Here is a 16,262-nt window from a genome sequence, read left to right as displayed (position 1 = left end):
CTCGCGCACCCACAAGGACCCCGCCATGCCCGCCGCCCCCACACCGCCACCGGCCCGTCCGGATCCGGCGCACCCGGGGGACGCAGGCTGGGAGTGGGACGAGACGTTGTTCTCCGGCACGGCCGCCTACTACCAGCGCGGGCGCCTCCCTTACGCGCCCGGGCTGGCGGATGTGCTCGGCGAGGCCCTGAGGCTCGACGGGCGGGGGCGCCTCATCGACGTGGGATGCGGTCCGGGCACCCTTGCCCTGAGCCTGGCGCATCTGTTCGGTGACGTCGTGGGCGTGGACCCGGACCGGGGGATGATCGCCGAGGCCGGACGCCAGACCGCCGGGCGTGGCGTGGCCGGTCGGACGCGGTGGGTGCGGGCCCGGGCCGAGGAACTGCCCGCGGGGCTCGGCACGTTCACCGTCGCGACCTTCGGCCAGTCGTTCCACTGGATGGACCGCGATCCGGTGGCGGCGACCATCCGGGGCATGCTCCGCCCCGGCGGGGCGCTGGTGCACATCGCCGACCTGAAGACGGAGACCCGGACCACCGACGGCCTTCCGCACCCGGCGGTGCCCTACGCGGCCATGGGGGAGTTGGTCCGCCACTACCTGGGACCGGTCCGGCGAGCCGGCCGGGGCACGCTGCCGCACGGCACACCGGGCGGCGAGGCGGCGGTGTTCACCCGGGCGGGATTCGCCGGTCCCGAGCGCCATGTCGTGCCCGGTGGACAGGGGCTGGTGCGTACGGTCGACGACGCCGTCGCGGGGGTGTTCTCGATGTCGTTCTCCGCTCCGCATCTGTTCGGCTCGCGCCGCGACGACTTCGAGGCGGAACTGCGCCGACTGCTGCGGGAGGCCTCCCCGTCGGGCCGGTTCTCCGAACGGCTGCCGAGCACCGAGGTCTTCGTCTGGCGGAAAGACCCTACGTAGCGGGCGGCGGGTCGGCCTCCGCCGATGACGGGTCCGGCCGTGTGGTCCCCTGTCCGGCGCTGCCCTCCCCGGTGTTCCCCTCCTCGGTGTCGAGGATCAGCTCCATGAAGATCCGCAGGAGCCGCAGCACATCGCGCGAGGGATCGAGCAGTGCCTGCATCCGCAGCCCGTCGATCATCGCGAGCACCAGCGTGACCTTGTCGTCGGCGGGCAGCCGCATGCTGTCGGAGGCCGTGGGCAGCGAGCCCTGACGGAAGTGCTCGCGCATGCGTGCGCGGCGCCCGGTGAAGAACGCGTGTGCCGGGTGTTCGGGGTCGGTGGCGGCGATGGCGAGGGCGAGCCAGTGCCGCAGGTAGTCGGGGTCGCTGAACTCGTCGCCGAGCACCGCGCCGAGCACGGCCGGGGCCGCGATGCCCGATTCGGCGATGCGCGTGGCCTGTTCCTCCTCGTCCGCCTCGCGCTGGGCCAGGGCGGCCAGGAGGAGTTCGTCCTTGCCCGAGAAGTGGCGCAGCAGGGCGGCGTGGGTGACGCCGGCCCGCGCCGCGATGTCGCGGAGCGAGGCCCGCTCGTACCCGTGCTCGGCGAAACCGGCCAGCGCAGCACGGACGATCTGCGCCCGGCGGGCCGGGGTGGACGCGTACGGCCCTCGTGGCTCGCCACTCCTCGTAGCGCTCATATCCGTACCTCCTGCCGGCGGCCGCGACGGCCACAACGGTCACAAATCGGTAAACAGCTTCGCGGGGGCTATCGCGGCCACCCGTCCGGGAGTTTAAATCCACCCTCGAAACGTAACCACAGTGGTTACATTTGGTCGAGGCCGTCCCCGGCCCGCATGCCGACCCGGACAAAGGGGTTCCATTGGGCACCGTTACGAAGCCGTTCCTCTGGGGCGCGTCCACCGCTCCGCACCAGATCGAGGGCAACAACGTCAACAGCGACTGGTGGGCGCGCGAGGGGCTGATGCCCGGCATGGAGCGCAGTGGTGACGCGATCGACAGCTATCACCGCTACGAGGAGGACATGCGCCTCCTGGCCGAGGCCGGGCTGAACGCCTACCGCTTCGGCATCGAGTGGGCACGTATCGAGCCCGTCCCCGGGCACCTCTCCCGGGCCGAACTCGCCCACTACCGGCGGATGATCGACACCGCCGTGCGGTTCGGCCTCACCCCGGTCGTCACCCTCCACCACTTCACCGGCCCGCGCTGGTTCGCGGAGGAAGGCGGATGGCTCGGCGACCGGGCCGTCGAACGCTTCTCGTCCTACGTCACGGCGGCCACCCGGATCCTCGACGGCGTCCCCTGGGTTGCCACGATGAACGAGCCGAACATGCTCGCGATGATGGTCACCGCGGAACGCGACGCGAGGCTGCGGCCCGACGAGGCATGGCAGAGCCCCACCGTCGACAACCAGCCGCGCCCCATCCTGCCCACCCCGGACCCCGAGGTCGGCGCCCGCCTGGTCGAAGCGCACCACGCCGCGCGGGAGATCGTGCGGGAGCGTACGGACGCGGCGGTCGGCTGGACCGTCGCCAACCGGGCCTTCGTGGCGCGGCCCGGGGCCGAGGAAACCCTCCACGAGCTGGAGCACATCTGGGAGGACCTGTACCTGGAGGCCGCGCGCGGCGACGGGTTCATCGGTGTGCAGTCCTACTCGAGCCAGTGGATCTCCCGCGAGGGCATCGAGCCCCATCCGCCGCACCCGGACAACACGCTCGTCGGCACCGCGTACCGCCCCGACTCCCTCGGCATCGCCGTGCGGCACACCTGGGAGGTCACCGGAGGGGTGCCCGTGCTGGTCACGGAGAACGGCATCGCCACCGCCGACGACGAGCGCCGCATCGCCTACACCTCCGAGGCGCTGGGGCACCTCTTCGCGGCGGCCGACGACGGCATCGACGTACGGGGCTATCTGCACTGGAGCGCCCTGGACAACTACGAGTGGGGCCACTGGGAGCCCACGTTCGGGCTCATCGCGGTCGACCGGGAGACCTTCGAGCGCCGTCCGAAGCCGAGCCTGGCCTGGCTCGGTGACGTGGCCCGCCGTGGCCGCCCCTGAACACCCCCGACTTTTCACAGAGAAGAGACATCCGTGCTGAAGCCCCGCGCCACCGCCACCCGTGACCTGGTGAACCTGGACGGTCTGTGGCGGTTCGCCGTCGAGACCGATGCCACGTCCGAGCCATGGCGCGGACGGCTGCCCGGCACCCTCGAGGTGGCGGTGCCCGCGAGCTACAACGACCTGTTCGCCGACCGGGCCGTGCGTGATCACGTCGGCCGGGTCTGGTACCAGCGTCAGGTGCGCGTGCCACGGGGGTGGCGCGGCGAGCGCATCGTCCTGCGGTTCGACGCGGCGACGCACGCGGCGGTCGTCTACGTGGGAGACGTCCTGGTCGCCGAGCACGTCGGCGGCTACACACCGTTCGAGGCGGACCTCACCGAGGTCGTGGCGGCCGGGGCCGAGTTCCGGCTGACGGTCGGTGTCAGCAACGAGCTGAGCAACGTCACGATCCCGCCCGGCACCGTCACCGTGACCCAGGGGCGCAGGACGCAGACGTACCTCCACGACTTCTACAACTACGCGGGCCTGCACCGATCCGTGTGGCTCTACAGCACCCCCGCCACCCACATCGAGGACGTGACGGTCCGCACCGGGGTGGCGGCCGGAGCCGGATACGCCGACTACCGGATCGCTGCCGACGGAGAGTCATCCGTGCGCGTCCGGGTGCTCGACCACGAGGGGAGGCAGGTCGCGAGCCACGACGGGGCAACCGGCCGCCTCGTCATCGAGGACGTCCGCCTCTGGCAGCCCGGCGACGCCTACCTCTACGACCTCGTCGCCGAGGCCGTCGACGGGGGAGAGGTCATCGACACCTACACCCAGCCCTTCGGCGTGCGGACCGTCGAGGTGCGGGGCACCGACTTCCTCATCAACGGCGAGCCGTTCTACTTCACCGGATTCGGCAAGCACGAGGACACCCCCGTCCGTGGCAAGGGGCACGACAACGCCTACCTCGTGCACGACTTCGAGCTGCTGAAGTGGAGCGGCGCCAACTCCTTCCGCACCTCGCACTACCCCTACGCCGAGGAGGTGCTCGACTTCGCGGACCGGCACGGGATCGTCGTCATCGACGAGACGGCCGCCGTCGGCCTCAACCTGGCCGTCACCGGCGGCCTCAGCGGGCGGGCCGCGACGCCCACGTTCTCCCCGGACACCTGCAACGACCGCACCCGTGAGGCACACGCCCAGCACCTGCGCGAGCTGATCGGGCGGGACAAGAACCACCCGAGCGTCGTGATGTGGTGCATCGCGAACGAACCGTCCTCCAACGAGGAGGGCGCCCGCGAGTACTTCGAGCCGCTGATCTCCCTCACCCGGGAACTCGACCCGACCCGCCCGGTATCGGTCGCCAACGTCATGTTCGCCACCTACGGCAACGACCTGATCGCCGACCTCCTCGACGTCGTCTGCCTCAACCGCTACTACGGCTGGTACCTGAGCACCGGCGACCTCACCGCCGCCGAGCAGCAGCTGGAGGGCGAGCTGCGCGCCTGGGCGCGGACTCACGCCAAGCCCATCATCATGACCGAGTACGGCGCGGACGCCATGCCGGGCGTGCACTCGATCTGGGACCAGCCCTGGAGCGAGGAGTTCCAGCAGGCACACCTGGCGATGTACCACCGAGTCTTCGACCGCGTCCCCGAGGTCGTCGGGGAGCAGGTGTGGAACTTCGCCGACTTCCAGACGTCCAACGGCATCCACCGCGTCGACGGCAACCGGAAGGGTGTCTTCACCCGGGACCGCCGCCCCAAGGCCGCCGCGCACACGCTGCGCGAGCGATGGACCCGTACGGGGACCCGCAAGCCCCTCACCTGACCCGAGCCCCCCGCATGACAAAGGAGTCATCGTGGCCGAGAAGCAGAGGGCGGCGGGCCACCCCGGGCCCGACCCCGGGCCCGCCGTCGTCGCACCCCCACTCGCCCGGGTGAGCGCGGGCTACATCACCTGGATGTCGATCGCGTTCTTCGGCTCCTCGCTCGCCTACATCCTGCCGCTCTCCTACTCGCTCGCGCTGCGCATCGACCAGCTGGCGCCGGGAAACGAGGAGGTCCTGGGATATGTGACGGGCACCGCGCAATTCGTCTACCTGGTCCTCAGCCCGCTGATCGGCTTATGGAGCGACCGGTTACGGTCGCCGTTCGGCCGCCGCACACCGTTCATGGTGCTCGGGGCGGTGCTGGGTCTGATCGCCCTGGCCGGTATCGCGCTGGCCCCCAATGTGCCACTGGTCGGGGCCGGTTGGGTGCTCGGCCTGGCCGGATGGTCCACCGCCGGGCAGGCGATCCAGAACCTGCAGGCGGACCGGATCCCGGAGGAGCAGCGCGGACGGGTATCGGCCCTGGTGGGCCTGAGTGTCCAGGTCGCGCCCGTGCTCGGCATCGGCATCGCCTACGCCCTCGCCTCCAGCATGTTTCTCGTCTTCGTCGTTCCGGGGGTGCTGGGCTTCGTGCTGCTCCTGCTGTTTCCCCTCATCGAGCGGGAGGGCGGTTCGCGCGATCTCGTGCGTACCAGCGGTGTGACGGCGAGGGAATTGTTCTCGAGCTACGGATTCAACCCCCGTAAGTACCCTGATTTCGCCTGGAACTGGCTCGGCCGCTTTCTGTTCTTCATGGGCCTGTACTTCAACACCACCTTCGGCACCTTCTTCTACGCCCAGCGGCTCGACCTGCCGGTCAAGGAGGTGGCGGGGATCGTCGCCTCGATCGGTCTGCTCGGCGTCGTCGCGGCGGGCGTCGGCGCGATAGCGGGTGGTTTCCTGTCGGACAAGCTGGGCCGCCGCAGGCTGTTCGCCCTGATCGGCTCGCTGCTCTTCGTCGCCGGTGCGTGCCTCGAGGCGTTCGCGTACTCCTTCGCGCCGCTCGTCGTCGGCGGGGTGCTCATGCAGCTGGCCATCGCCGCGTTCGGGGCCGTGGATCTGGCGATCGTGTTCGCCGTGCTGCCCGACCGGGCCCAGGCGGGCCGCTATATGGCCGTCGTCGCGTTCGCGCAGAAGATTCCGAGCGCCGTCGCCCCGCTGATCGCGCCCGCGGTCATCGCGATCGGCGCCACCGGGGCGGACAAGAACTACACCCTGCTCTATCTCTCCGGTGCCGCGCTGGCACTCACCGGCGGCCTGCTGATCATGCTCAAGGTGAAGTCGGTCCGGTGAGGGGGGAGTTGTGCGATGTCGAGGAAAGAGGCGAAACGATGCGCACTGCGCCGTACGACATGAGAATCGACAGCGGGGACGACCGGTTTCCGGTGTCCGGACCCCGCCCGCGGCTGTCCTGGAAGCTCCCGCCCGGCTGGCAGCGGCAGGAGGGCTACCAGCTGGAGGCCCATGTCCACGGCGCGCGGCGGGAAAGGACCGCCCGGAGCTCGGCCACCCATCTGTTCGTCGACTGGCCGTGGCGGGCGCTGCGCAGCCGGGAGCGGGTGGCCTGGCGGGTCCGGGTGCAGGGGCCCGACGGGCTGTCCGGCTGGTCGGCGTGGCACGCGTTCGAATGCGGGCTGCTCGACCAGGACTGGTCGGCCCGGTGGATCTCCCCGGCCGCCTCGGCCGAGGCCCCACGTGACGGCGCCCGTCCCGCCTACTCCCTGACGGCCCGGTTCGGCATCCGTGGCGAGGTGGCCTCGGCCCGGCTGTACGCGACCGCGCTCGGCGTGTACGAGGTGTTCGTGGGCGAGGACCGCGTGGGGGACGCGGAGCTGTCGCCGGGGTCCACGTCGTACGACCGCACGCTGTACGCCCAGGCGTCCGACGTCACGGCCTCCCTCCGACGTGGCGCCGACACGCTCCGCGTCCTGCTCTCCGACGGGTGGTATCGCGGCCAGGTCGGTGCCTTCCGGGAGCCGGCGGGCTGGGGGGACACCCTCGCCGCCCGGCTGGAGCTGCACATCGACTACGCCGACGGCTCGCGGCAGATCGTGCGCACGGACGACACGTGGACGAGCGCACGCTCCCGGATCGTCCGCGCCGGTCTCATGGACGGCCAGACGACGGACTTCACGGCGGCGCCCGGCCCCGCACGGCCGGTGCGCGTCGACGCCGTGGACGCGCCCGCTGTCGACTGGTCGCCCGCGCCGCCCGTGCGCCGGGTGGAGTCCCGGCCCGCCGCCTCCGTCACACAGCTCCCGGGGGGCGCGTGGATCGCCGACTTCGGGCAGAACACCTCGGGCTGGATCGCGCTCACCGACCTCGGCCCCGCCGGTACCCGCACCGTGATCGACTACGGCGAACACCTCGGCCCGGACGGCGACCTCACGACCGCGCATCTGGACGGCGTACGGCCGGGGCAGGACCCGGTGCCGTTCGTACAGCGCGACGAGGCCGTCTCCTCGGGCGCCCCCGGCGAGGTGTTCGAACCACGCCACACCGTGCACGGCTTCCGGTACGCCCGGCTCGACCGCGGTGGCGCACCCCTCGACGCCCGGAGCCTCGTCCTGCGCGTCGTGCACACCGATCTGCGGGCAACGGGCGGCTTCACCTGCGGCCACGACGACCTGAACCGGCTGCACGAGGCCGCCCGGTGGAGTTTCCGGGGCAACGCGGTCGACGTGCCGACGGACTGCCCCACCCGGGAGCGGATGGGATGGACCGGGGACTACCAGGTGTTCGCGCCCACCGCGGTCCGCCTCTACGACGTGGCGGGCTTCACCCGGAAGTGGCTGCGCTCGGTCCGGGACGACCAGCTGCCCGATGGCCGGATCGCGAACTTCTCCCCGGACGGACGCCGCATCAAGCTCCACCTCGACGACCAGTTCGCCCTGCTGACCGGGTCGGCCGGATGGGGCGACGCGATCGTGCTGGTGCCCTGGGTGATGTACGAGACGTACGGGGACCGCGATGTGCTCGCCGAGAACTGGGACGCCATGGTCCGGTGGGTCGAATGGGCGCTGGCGACGGCCCGCACCGCGCGGCATCCCGCACGCGAGGCGCGTTCGGCCCAGCCGCTGCCGCATGAGCGGTTCATCTGGGACGGCTCCTTCCACTGGGGCGAATGGGCCGAACCCGCGGCGCGGGCGGACGACGGCACGCTGATCGACCCCGTCGCGTCCGACCCGGTGGCCTGGTACATGGCCGACAAGGGCGAGGTCGGCACCGCGTATCTGCACCGGTCGCTGACCACCCTCGCCGCCACGGCCGCCGTGCTGGGCGCGTCCGGGCACGCCCAGCGCTACACGGCGCTCGCGGAAGACGTCCGCGCGGCGTGGCAGACCGAATTCCTCGACGCGCGGGGACACACGAAGGCCGATACGCAGGCGAGTTACGTCCGCGCCCTCGCGTTCGGCCTCGTCCCCGAAAACCTGCGCGCCCCGGCGGCCGATCGGCTCGTATCGCTGATTCACGCGGCCGGTGACCACCTCGGCACCGGCTTCCTCTCCACCCCCGACCTGCTGCCGGTGCTGGCCGACACGGGCCACGCAGACGTGGCGTACGCCCTGCTCTTCCAGCGGACACCGCCCTCATGGCTCGCCATGCTCCGGCGCGGTGCGACGACGATCTGGGAGAACTGGGAAGGGATCGACGCCGACGGCGCCGCCTCGGGGTCCCTGAACCACTACAGCAAGGGTGCCGTCATCCGCTTCCTGCACACGCACACCCTCGGCCTGCGGCAGCGGCGGGGCTCCGTCGCCTGGGAGTCGTTCACCGTCGCGCCGGTCCTCCATCCGTCGATCCCCTGGGCGAAGGGCACCTTCGACGGCCCGCGCGGCACGATCGCCGTGGAGTGGCGGACCGACGGGAGCGATCTGCATCTCTCCGTGGATGTGCCCGCGGGATCGACGGCCGAGATCGTCTTCCCGGGCGCCGAGCCCTTCACCGCCGGCCCCGGCCACTTCAGCGACCACCGAACCGTGAAGGGACATCACCATGAGCATTCCTGATGTGTCGGGCAGATCGATTCCGGAGCTCGTCTCGCTCGCCGGGCGGCGCGCCGTGGTCACGGGCGGCGCCCAGGGCCTCGGCGGCGCGATCGCCCACCGTTTCGCGGAGGCCGGTGCCGCCGTGCTCCTCGGCGATCTCAAGGCGGACAAGGCCCGCGCCCTGGCCGGTGAACTGCGGGCGCGCCACGGCGTCACCGCGATCGCCGCCGAGATGGACGTCACCCACGAGGCGTCCGTGGCCGCGACCGCCCGGCGCGCCGTGGATGAACTCGGCGGCATCGACATCTGGGTGAACAACGCCGGGATCTTCCCCTCCGTGCCGCTGCTCCGCATGGACGTCGAGGTGTGGGACCAGGTCATGGCGGTCAATCTCCGCGGGGTGTTCCTCGGCGCCCGCGAGGCGGCCCGGCACATGATCGCCGCCGGCCGGGGAGGCGTCATCGTCAACATCGTCTCCACCGCCGGTTTCAAGGGTGTCGCGCCGGGCCTGGCCGCCTACGTCGCGTCCAAGCACGGAGCGCGCGGCGCGACGCGCCAACTGGCCCTCGAACTCGCGCCGCACAACATCCGGGTGCTCGGGGTCGCCCCGACGTACACGGTCACCGAAGGCAACCTCGAAGCCGCCGCTGCCGCCCCGCGATCCGCAACGTTCAGTGGCGACATCGCCGCCATGACCGGCAGCGTCCTCGGCCGGGTCGGGGTGCCCGACGACATCGCCCGCGTGGTGCTGTTCTGTGCCACGGACATGGCGGCGTTCATGACCGGCAGCACTCTGCTCGCGGACGTCGGGGAAATCAGCTGACGGGAGCGGACGGCACGGCCGGTCGGCGGGACGTGGCGAGCGCGATGAGCGCGGCGAGGGCGATGAGCGCGCAGACGGCACCCCAGCCCAGCTGGACATAGGCGCGGGTGCCGAGCCACGATCCGGCGCTGCCGCCGAGGAACGAGCAGGTCATGTAGCCGGTGTTCAGCCGGCTGCGGGCGTCGGGCCGCAGGGCGAAGATACGGGCCTGGTTGGCGACCTGGCCGCACTGCACCGCCACGTCGAGCAGCAGAAGCCCGGCAGCCAGCGTCACGAGCCCCACCGCTCCGCCCAGCGACCCGGCGGTGAGCACCGCCGCGGCGGCGAGCGCTGTCAGGACGCACCACAGGTTCACGCGGTCGGCGCCCAGCCGGTCGACCCAGCGCCCGGCCGCGGGCGCGCAGAACATACTGCCCGCGCCGATCAGGGCCAGCAGACCGACGGCCTGGGTGCCCATGCCGTACCGGGGGCCGGTGATCAGCAACGCCAGCGCGGTCCAGGCGGCGCTGAACCCGCCGAACACGGTGACCTGGAAGTACACCGAGCGCCGCAACTCCTTCTCGTCGCGCAGCATCCGCAGGGTGCCGGCGAGCAGCGTCGGGTACCGGTCGCGCACGGCAGGCGCGGTGGCGGGCAGGGCGGAACCGAGGACGACGGCGAGCAGCCCGGTGAGGGCGGCTGCGACGAGGTACGGGGCGCGCCAGCCCAGATGTTCGCCCAGCACCCCGCCGAAGGTGCGGGCCAGCAGGATGCCGCCGATCAGGCCCGCCTGGAGGGTGCCGAGCACACTGCCGCGCCGGTCGGGCTCTACCAGCCCGGCGGCCATGGGCAGCAGGAGCTGCGGGACCACCGTCGCCACGCCGACCACCGTCCCGGCCGCGAGCAGCGGACCGGTGGCCGGGGCGAGACCTGCGGCCAGGAGGGCGAGGCCGGTCACGGTGAGCAGCCCGGTGATCAGCGGACGGCGCGGCAACCGGTCGCCGAGCGGCACCAGCAGGAAGATCCCGGCGGCGTAGCCGAGCTGGGTCACCGTCGCCACGACCGCCGCCGTGGCCGGGGCGATGCCCAGGCCGTCGGCGATGAGCGGCGTCAGGGCCTGCGGGAAGTAGATGTTCGCGACACTGACCCCGCAGGCCAGCGCCATGATCAGGGGCAGCCTCCGCCCTATGCCGCTCGGGCCCGGGGCGGGCGGAACGTTCCGGGACATCACACACTCCATATCGAACGAACTAGATGGTTCGGTCAGTGAGCGTGGCATGCGGGCTGGGGATCGTCAAACGAACCAGTTCGTTACCATCGGGCGCATGGCATACGACTCAGCGGCGACCAAGGAACGCATCCTCGCCGCGGCGGCCTCGGAGTTCGCCGCGCACGGCGTCGCGGGAGCCCGGGTGGACCGTATCGCCGCCCAGGCCAAGGCCAACAAGCGTGCGATCTACGACTACTTCGGCGACAAGAACAAGCTCTTCGCCGCCGTCCTCGAACACGTCCTGGCCGACCTCGCCCGGGCCGTCCCGCCCAGCGACGACCTGCCCGCCTACGCCGAGCGCCTCTTCGACTACCACCGCGCCCACCCCGAGGCGCTGCGCCTGGTCATGTGGGAAGCCCTCGAAATCGGCGACCAGCCCGTCCCGGCGGAAGAGGACCGCACCCGCCACTACCAGGACAAGGTCGACGCCGCCGCGTCCGGCGGCCAGAGCGGCCAGGGCGGCGACACGGGCGACGCACGCACCCGCGTGTTCTTCACGCTCGCCCTGGCCGGTTGGAGTGTCGCCATGCCCCAGCTGCGGCGCATGGTCCTCGGCCCCGGCCACAGCCTCGACGACCTCCGCGCGGACATCGCCCGAGCCGTGCGGGACCTGTCAACAGGCCCCGGGCAGCCCGGGGCCTGACGACATGGCGAAGCTCAGATGCCGAATTCCGTGGGCGCGATCCCGAGGGCGGCGCAGGCCTCGCGGATGGCCGCCTGCTCGGACGGCTCGATGTAGCCGTCGGCCCCGGCGATGACGATGCCGGTCTGGATGACCGCGCGGGCCTCGGCCGGCTTCTTCGCCGCCTTGGCGATCTCCTGCAGCGCCTCGGTCTTGCCCAGCTGGAAGTTGGCCACGAGCCGGTCCAGGTTCTTGTTGAACCGCTGCCGGAGCTGGTCCGCCGGGAAGTTCTGCAGAACGTCGTTGGTAGTGATCAGTTCCTCGACGCGCTGCCGCTCCGCCTGCTCGATGTGTCCGTCCGCCGCGGCCACCAGCGCGCACATCGCCATGGTGGCATCGCGGTAGGCACCGCTCTTCAGCTCGGTCTTGACCGACGCGAGCTGCGACTTGAGCAGCCCGACCAGCTGGGCCTTGGAGCCGCCGGAGGACGAGCCGGACCCGTGGCCACCGTGCGAGCCGGGCCCCTGCTGCCCCTGCCCGAACCCGCCCCTGCCACGGGCGCTCTGGGACTGCTGGAGGTTCTTGGCCTGGTCCTTGAGCCGGTCCCACATTGCCATCGGTGCCACCTCGGCTTCTGTTGCTGCTTGTCCGGTTCTGCTCGTCGGTCGCGCTGCTTCGCGGTCTGTTCAAGGTGAACGCTCCCGGCGGCGACCTGGTTCCCGAAGAGCAAAGTCCGCGTAAAAGGGAGGGTGAACGGCCTCAGGAGGAAGCGTCGGCGTAGCGGCGCGCCAGCCGCGCGAAGGCGTCCTTCAACTCGGTCGGTCCGACGACCTCGATATCGGCGTCGAACCTGCCGAGATCGGCGGCCAGGCCGATCCATGACCACGAGCCCAGGACGAGCCGGCAGCGGTTCGGGCCCAGCGCCTCGACGACCCCGTCGCGAAGGTGGCGGGACACGTCGGCGGCGGGCAGCCCGAGGATCACCTCGCCGCGGCAGGGCCAGTCGCCGGAGCCGTCCGAGCCCCGGAACCGTGCGGCCACGAAGGCGGCCACATCGCCTCCGGGCAGTTCGCGCGGGGAGAAGCGCGGCCCGGTAGGGGTGCGCGGGGTGATCCGGTCGGCGCGGAAGGTGCGCCAGTCCTCGCGATCGAGGTCCCAGGCGACGAGATACCAGCGCCCGCCCCAGGTCACGAGGTGATGAGGCTGCACCCGGCGCGGCGGAGCCGGTACGCCGCCGTCGGCCAGCTCCGGCGGGGACACCGCGGCGTAGTCGAACCGCAGCACCTCGCGGGCGTGGACGGCGGCGCCGAGCGCCACGAGCACGCCGCCGTCGACCCGTGGTTCCGGCCGGGCGGAGGGCCGCTCGACGGCGGTGACCTGGAGGGCGTCGATCCGGTGGCGCAGCCGTGCGGGCATGACCTGCCGGACGGTGTTCAGCGCGCGCACCGCGGCCTCCTCGACACCGGCACCCGAGGTGGCGGCGATCTGGAGGGCGACGGCCAGCGCGACGGCCTGCTCGTCGTCGAACAGCAGCGGGGGCATCGCCGTGCCCGCCTCCAGCCGGTACCCGCCGTCGGGACCCTTGAACGCCACGACGGGATAGCCGAGTTCGCGAAGCCGGTCCACATCACGCCGAACGGTGCGCGGGCTGATCCCCAGCCGCTCCGCCAGTAGCGCCCCCGGCCAGTCCCGGCGCGCCTGGAGCAGCGAGAGCAACGACAGCAGTCGCGCGGAAGTCTTCGGCATGACCCCATGGTGCCCGCAGAAGCGGACACTTCCTGGCCGCTTCCCCTGCGACGGTTCTCCCGTGCCGGACAGCCACAACAAACCGAAGGGCCAGAACACCGTGACCGCCACCACCACACCCCCCGCGACCCTCGACGCCGAGCGGACCGACCTGCTCGCCGCGCTCGCCACCGCGCGATCCGCCCTCACCCACACCGCCCGCGGGCTCAGCGACGAGCAGGCCGGTGAGCAGCCGACCGTCAGCGCGCTGTGCCTGGGCGGGCTGATCAAGCACGTCGCGTCCATGGAGGAGACGTGGATGCGCTTCGTGGCCGAGGGCCCGTCGGCGATGTCCTACGACCTGCCGGACGGTGTCACCTGGGCCGACATCGCGGCCGGTACCGCGCGCGCGTTCCCGCAGTGGATGATCGACCACCAGAACGGGTTCCGGATGCTGCCTGGCGAGACGCTGGCCGGGATCGTCGAGCACTACGAGCGGGTTGCCGCCCACAGCGAGGACGTCATCGCCTCCGTATCCGACCTGTCGGCGACCCATCCGCTGCCGGAGGCGCCGTGGAACGAGCCGGGAGCGGTGTACAGCGTCCGCCGGGTGCTGACGCACATCATCGCCGAGACCACCCAGCACGCCGGACACGCGGACATCCTGCGCGAGACGCTCGACGGCCAGAAGTCGACCTGACCGTACAGACAGAGGGACGGACGGGCAGGCCCGCCCGGCGGCCACCCGCCGGGCGGCCCTCAATGCCCCTCAGGGCCTCAAGGGCGGGTCAGTCCATCGTGGCGCCAGGAACACCTCGGCCGTGATGTCGGCGACCAGGTGCGGATCGGTGATCCGCCGCGCCACGAACCGTGGGAGAGGCGTCACCGAGGTTAGGGGCGATCAGGGGTTGGGGGCCCTTATCACCCTGCGTAGCGTTCCCGGCAAGCGCGCGTCGCAGTGTCGGGCGCCTTTTCGACCCGGGGTGGCTGTGGTGGGCAACCAGGAGAAGCTTCTCGACTACCTCAAGCGCGCGACCACGGACCTGCGCGCTGCCCGCAAACGCATCGCGGAGATCGAGCACCGCGACCGGGAGCCGATCGCCATCGTGGCGATGGCGTGCCGCTATCCGGGCGGGGTGGACTCGCCCGAGGGGCTGTGGCGGCTGGTGGACGAGGGTGTGGACGCGATCTCGGAGTTTCCGGCCGACCGGGGCTGGGGCGTCGAGGACATCTACGACCCCGAGCCCGGCAAGCCCGGGAAGACAGCCGCCCGCGAGGGCGGATTCCTCCACGACGCGGCCGAGTTCGACGCCCAGCTCTTCGGGATCAGCCCCCGCGAGGCGACCGAAACCGACCCCCAGCAGCGATTACTGCTCGAGGTGTCGTGGGAGGTGCTGGAGCGGGCCGGCATCGATCCGCTGTCGCTGAAGGGCAGCCCGACGGGCGTGTTCGCAGGGCTCATGTACCACGACTACGCGCGGGGCAGCAACGGGGGCAGCATCGTCTCCGGCCGGGTGGCCTACACCCTCGGCCTCGAAGGCCCCGCGGTGACCGTGGACACGGCCTGCTCGTCGTCGCTGGTCGCTCTGCACATGGCGACGCAGTCGCTGCGCTCGGGCGAGTGCACGCTCGCCCTCGCGGGCGGCGTGACGGTGATGTCGACCCCTGAGATGTTCATCTACTTCAGCGAACAACGCGGTCTGGCGACGGACGGCCGCTGCCATTCGTTCGGTGCGGGCGCTCACGGTGTCGGCTGCTCCGAAGGCGCCGGGGTCCTCCTTCTGGAACGTCTGTCGGACGCGCGGCGCCACGGCCACCCGGTGCTGGCGGTCGTACGGGGGAGCGCCCTCAACCAGGACGGCGCCAGCAACGGCATGTCGGCCCCGAACGGACCGTCACAGCGACGCGTCATCCGCCAGGCGTTGGCGAACGCGGGCCTGTCGGCCGCTGATGTGGACGCGGTCGAGGCGCATGGTACGGGGACGACGCTGGGCGATCCGATCGAGGCGCAGGCGCTGCTGGCCACGTACGGACAGGACCGGGACGAGCCGCTGTGGCTGGGGTCGGTCAAGTCCAACATGGGCCACACCCAAGCCGCTTCGGGCGTGGCCGGGATCATCAAAGTGGTGCAGGCGATGCGGTACGGCGTGTTGCCGAGGACGCTGCATGTGGAGGAGCCGACGCCGCAGGTGGACTGGTCGGCGGGCAACGTCCGGCTGCTGACCGAGCCGAGGAAGTGGCCGCGCGGCGAACGCCCGCGCCGTGCCGGCGTCTCCTCGTTCGGGATGAGCGGGACGAACGCCCATGTGATCGTGGAGGAGGCGCCACCGGTCGACGACGAGTCCGAGGAGCGCCGCCCGCTGCCGGTGGCGCCCATCGTCGTCTCGGCCGCGACCGCCGATGCACTCCAGGCGCAGATTCAGCGGATCGGCGCCATCGTCGCGGATCACGATGAGCTTGATGTGGCGTTCTCGGCGGCGACGGGGCGTGCGGCGCTGGAGCATCGTGCGGTGCTGGTCGGGTCGGAGACGATCAGCGATGTGGTGGCGGGCGAGGGCGGCAAGCTGGCGTTCCTGTTCACCGGGCAGGGGAGTCAACGCCTGGGGATGGGGCGGGAGTTGTATGACACCTTCCCGGTTTTCGCGGCGGCGTTCGAGGCGGTGTGTGAGGCGTCGGGGCTGCCGTTGAAGGAGGTGATGTGGGGCGATGCGGCGGCGCTGGAGCGTACGGAGTTCACCCAGCCCGCGATCTTCGCGCTGGAAGTGGCCCTGTTCCGGCTGGTGGAGTCCTGGGGGATTCGGCCGGACTTCCTCGCCGGTCATTCGATCGGCGAGCTGGCGGCGGCGCATGTGGCGGGTGTGTTGGGTTTGAAGGATGCGGCGCGCCTGGTGGTGGCGCGTGGTCGGCTGATGGGGGCGTTGCCGTCCGGTGGGGCGATGGTGGCGATTCAGGCCACGGAGGAGGAAGTGGCGCCGCTGCTGGACGGTGCGGTGGGGGTCGCGGCGGTCAATGGCCCGTCGTC

13 protein-coding genes are annotated in these 16,262 nt (G+C 71.6%); 9 read left to right on the top strand and 4 right to left on the bottom strand.

Annotated elements, in window-relative coordinates; all coding sequences use genetic code 11:
* Window positions 1-25: 25 nt before the first annotated feature.
* Entirely contained in the window at window positions 26-919 is an 894-nt protein-coding gene (locus ACFZCY_RS42315; RefSeq protein ID WP_391186415.1) for a methyltransferase domain-containing protein, read from the top strand.
* Here the strand turns inward: ACFZCY_RS42315 and ACFZCY_RS42310 are convergent.
* Entirely contained in the window at window positions 912-1,595 is a 684-nt protein-coding gene (locus ACFZCY_RS42310; protein ID WP_391186411.1) for a TetR family transcriptional regulator, read from the bottom strand. The genes ACFZCY_RS42315 and ACFZCY_RS42310 overlap by 8 nt on opposite strands.
* 182 nt (window positions 1,596-1,777) lie before the next feature.
* Between ACFZCY_RS42310 and ACFZCY_RS42305 the strand changes: the two genes are divergently transcribed.
* From ACFZCY_RS42305 to ACFZCY_RS42285, 5 genes are read left to right on the top strand one after another with little or no spacing between them, the layout of a single operon-like run.
* Window positions 1,778-2,974, top strand: a complete 1,197-nt coding sequence (locus tag ACFZCY_RS42305; protein ID WP_391186408.1) for a family 1 glycosylhydrolase — start codon at window positions 1,778-1,780, stop codon at window positions 2,972-2,974.
* 33 nt (window positions 2,975-3,007) lie between these two features.
* Window positions 3,008-4,792: a beta-glucuronidase gene (gene uidA / locus ACFZCY_RS42300; protein WP_391186405.1), complete on the top strand. Its 1,785-nt coding sequence runs from the start codon at window positions 3,008-3,010 to the stop codon at window positions 4,790-4,792.
* Between the two features lie 31 nt (window positions 4,793-4,823).
* Entirely contained in the window at window positions 4,824-6,125 is a 1,302-nt protein-coding gene (locus ACFZCY_RS42295; RefSeq protein ID WP_391186402.1) for an MFS transporter, read from the top strand.
* A gap of 38 nt (window positions 6,126-6,163) precedes the next feature.
* The gene (locus ACFZCY_RS42290; RefSeq protein ID WP_391186399.1) at window positions 6,164-8,842 is read left to right on the top strand and encodes a family 78 glycoside hydrolase catalytic domain; all 2,679 of its coding nucleotides are present in this window, start codon (window positions 6,164-6,166) and stop codon (window positions 8,840-8,842) included.
* Window positions 8,829-9,644 (top strand): SDR family NAD(P)-dependent oxidoreductase, encoded by an 816-nt coding sequence (locus ACFZCY_RS42285; RefSeq protein ID WP_391186395.1) that lies wholly within the window; start codon window positions 8,829-8,831, stop codon window positions 9,642-9,644. Before ACFZCY_RS42290 ends, ACFZCY_RS42285 begins: the two co-directional genes overlap by 14 nt.
* Here the strand turns inward: ACFZCY_RS42285 and ACFZCY_RS42280 are convergent.
* Window positions 9,637-10,851: an MFS transporter gene (locus ACFZCY_RS42280; RefSeq protein WP_391186392.1), complete on the bottom strand. Its 1,215-nt coding sequence runs from the start codon at window positions 10,849-10,851 to the stop codon at window positions 9,637-9,639. The genes ACFZCY_RS42285 and ACFZCY_RS42280 overlap by 8 nt on opposite strands.
* Before the next feature lie 97 nt (window positions 10,852-10,948).
* Here ACFZCY_RS42280 and ACFZCY_RS42275 point away from each other — a divergent pair, with 97 nt between their 5' ends.
* Entirely contained in the window at window positions 10,949-11,536 is a 588-nt protein-coding gene (locus ACFZCY_RS42275; RefSeq protein WP_391186390.1) for a TetR family transcriptional regulator, read from the top strand.
* Between the two features lie 14 nt (window positions 11,537-11,550).
* Here ACFZCY_RS42275 and ACFZCY_RS42270 read toward each other — a convergent pair whose 3' ends face one another.
* Window positions 11,551-12,132, bottom strand: a complete 582-nt coding sequence (locus ACFZCY_RS42270; protein ID WP_391186387.1) for a TerB family tellurite resistance protein — start codon at window positions 12,130-12,132, stop codon at window positions 11,551-11,553.
* Between the two features lie 142 nt (window positions 12,133-12,274).
* On the bottom strand, window positions 12,275-13,261 hold the full coding sequence (locus tag ACFZCY_RS42265; RefSeq protein WP_391186384.1) for a WYL domain-containing protein: 987 nt from the start codon (window positions 13,259-13,261) through the stop codon (window positions 12,275-12,277).
* Between the two features lie 100 nt (window positions 13,262-13,361).
* Here ACFZCY_RS42265 and ACFZCY_RS42260 point away from each other — a divergent pair, with 100 nt between their 5' ends.
* Window positions 13,362-13,940, top strand: a complete 579-nt coding sequence (locus tag ACFZCY_RS42260) for a DUF664 domain-containing protein (protein WP_391186527.1) — start codon at window positions 13,362-13,364, stop codon at window positions 13,938-13,940.
* 292 nt (window positions 13,941-14,232) lie between these two features.
* Window positions 14,233-16,262 (top strand): beta-ketoacyl synthase N-terminal-like domain-containing protein (locus tag ACFZCY_RS42255; protein WP_391186524.1); only part of this gene is annotated, 2,030 nt, incomplete at its 3' end.

The organism is Streptomyces sp. NPDC007983 (assembly GCF_042958345.1).
GTDB lineage: Bacteria > Actinomycetota > Actinomycetes > Streptomycetales > Streptomycetaceae > Streptomyces.
The sequence above is the reverse complement of the archived record's forward strand: the minus strand, read 5'-3'. Positions and strand labels throughout refer to the sequence as shown.

What these genes read in the sequence shown, in the direction of transcription:
- ACFZCY_RS42310 (WP_391186411.1), bottom strand. Translation starts at nt 1,595, where the DNA reads ATGAGCGCTACGAGGAGTGGCGAGCCACGAGGGCCGTACGCGTCCACC.
- ACFZCY_RS42315 (WP_391186415.1), top strand. Translation starts at nt 26, where the DNA reads ATGCCCGCCGCCCCCACACCGCCACCGGCCCGTCCGGATCCGGCGCAC.
- ACFZCY_RS42265 (WP_391186384.1), bottom strand. Translation starts at nt 13,261, where the DNA reads ATGCCGAAGACTTCCGCGCGACTGCTGTCGTTGCTCTCGCTGCTCCAG.
- ACFZCY_RS42270 (WP_391186387.1), bottom strand. Translation starts at nt 12,132, where the DNA reads ATGGCAATGTGGGACCGGCTCAAGGACCAGGCCAAGAACCTCCAGCAG.
- ACFZCY_RS42275 (WP_391186390.1), top strand. Translation starts at nt 10,949, where the DNA reads ATGGCATACGACTCAGCGGCGACCAAGGAACGCATCCTCGCCGCGGCG.
- ACFZCY_RS42280 (WP_391186392.1), bottom strand. Translation starts at nt 10,851, where the DNA reads ATGTCCCGGAACGTTCCGCCCGCCCCGGGCCCGAGCGGCATAGGGCGG.
- ACFZCY_RS42285 (WP_391186395.1), top strand. Translation starts at nt 8,829, where the DNA reads ATGAGCATTCCTGATGTGTCGGGCAGATCGATTCCGGAGCTCGTCTCG.
- ACFZCY_RS42290 (WP_391186399.1), top strand. Translation starts at nt 6,164, where the DNA reads ATGCGCACTGCGCCGTACGACATGAGAATCGACAGCGGGGACGACCGG.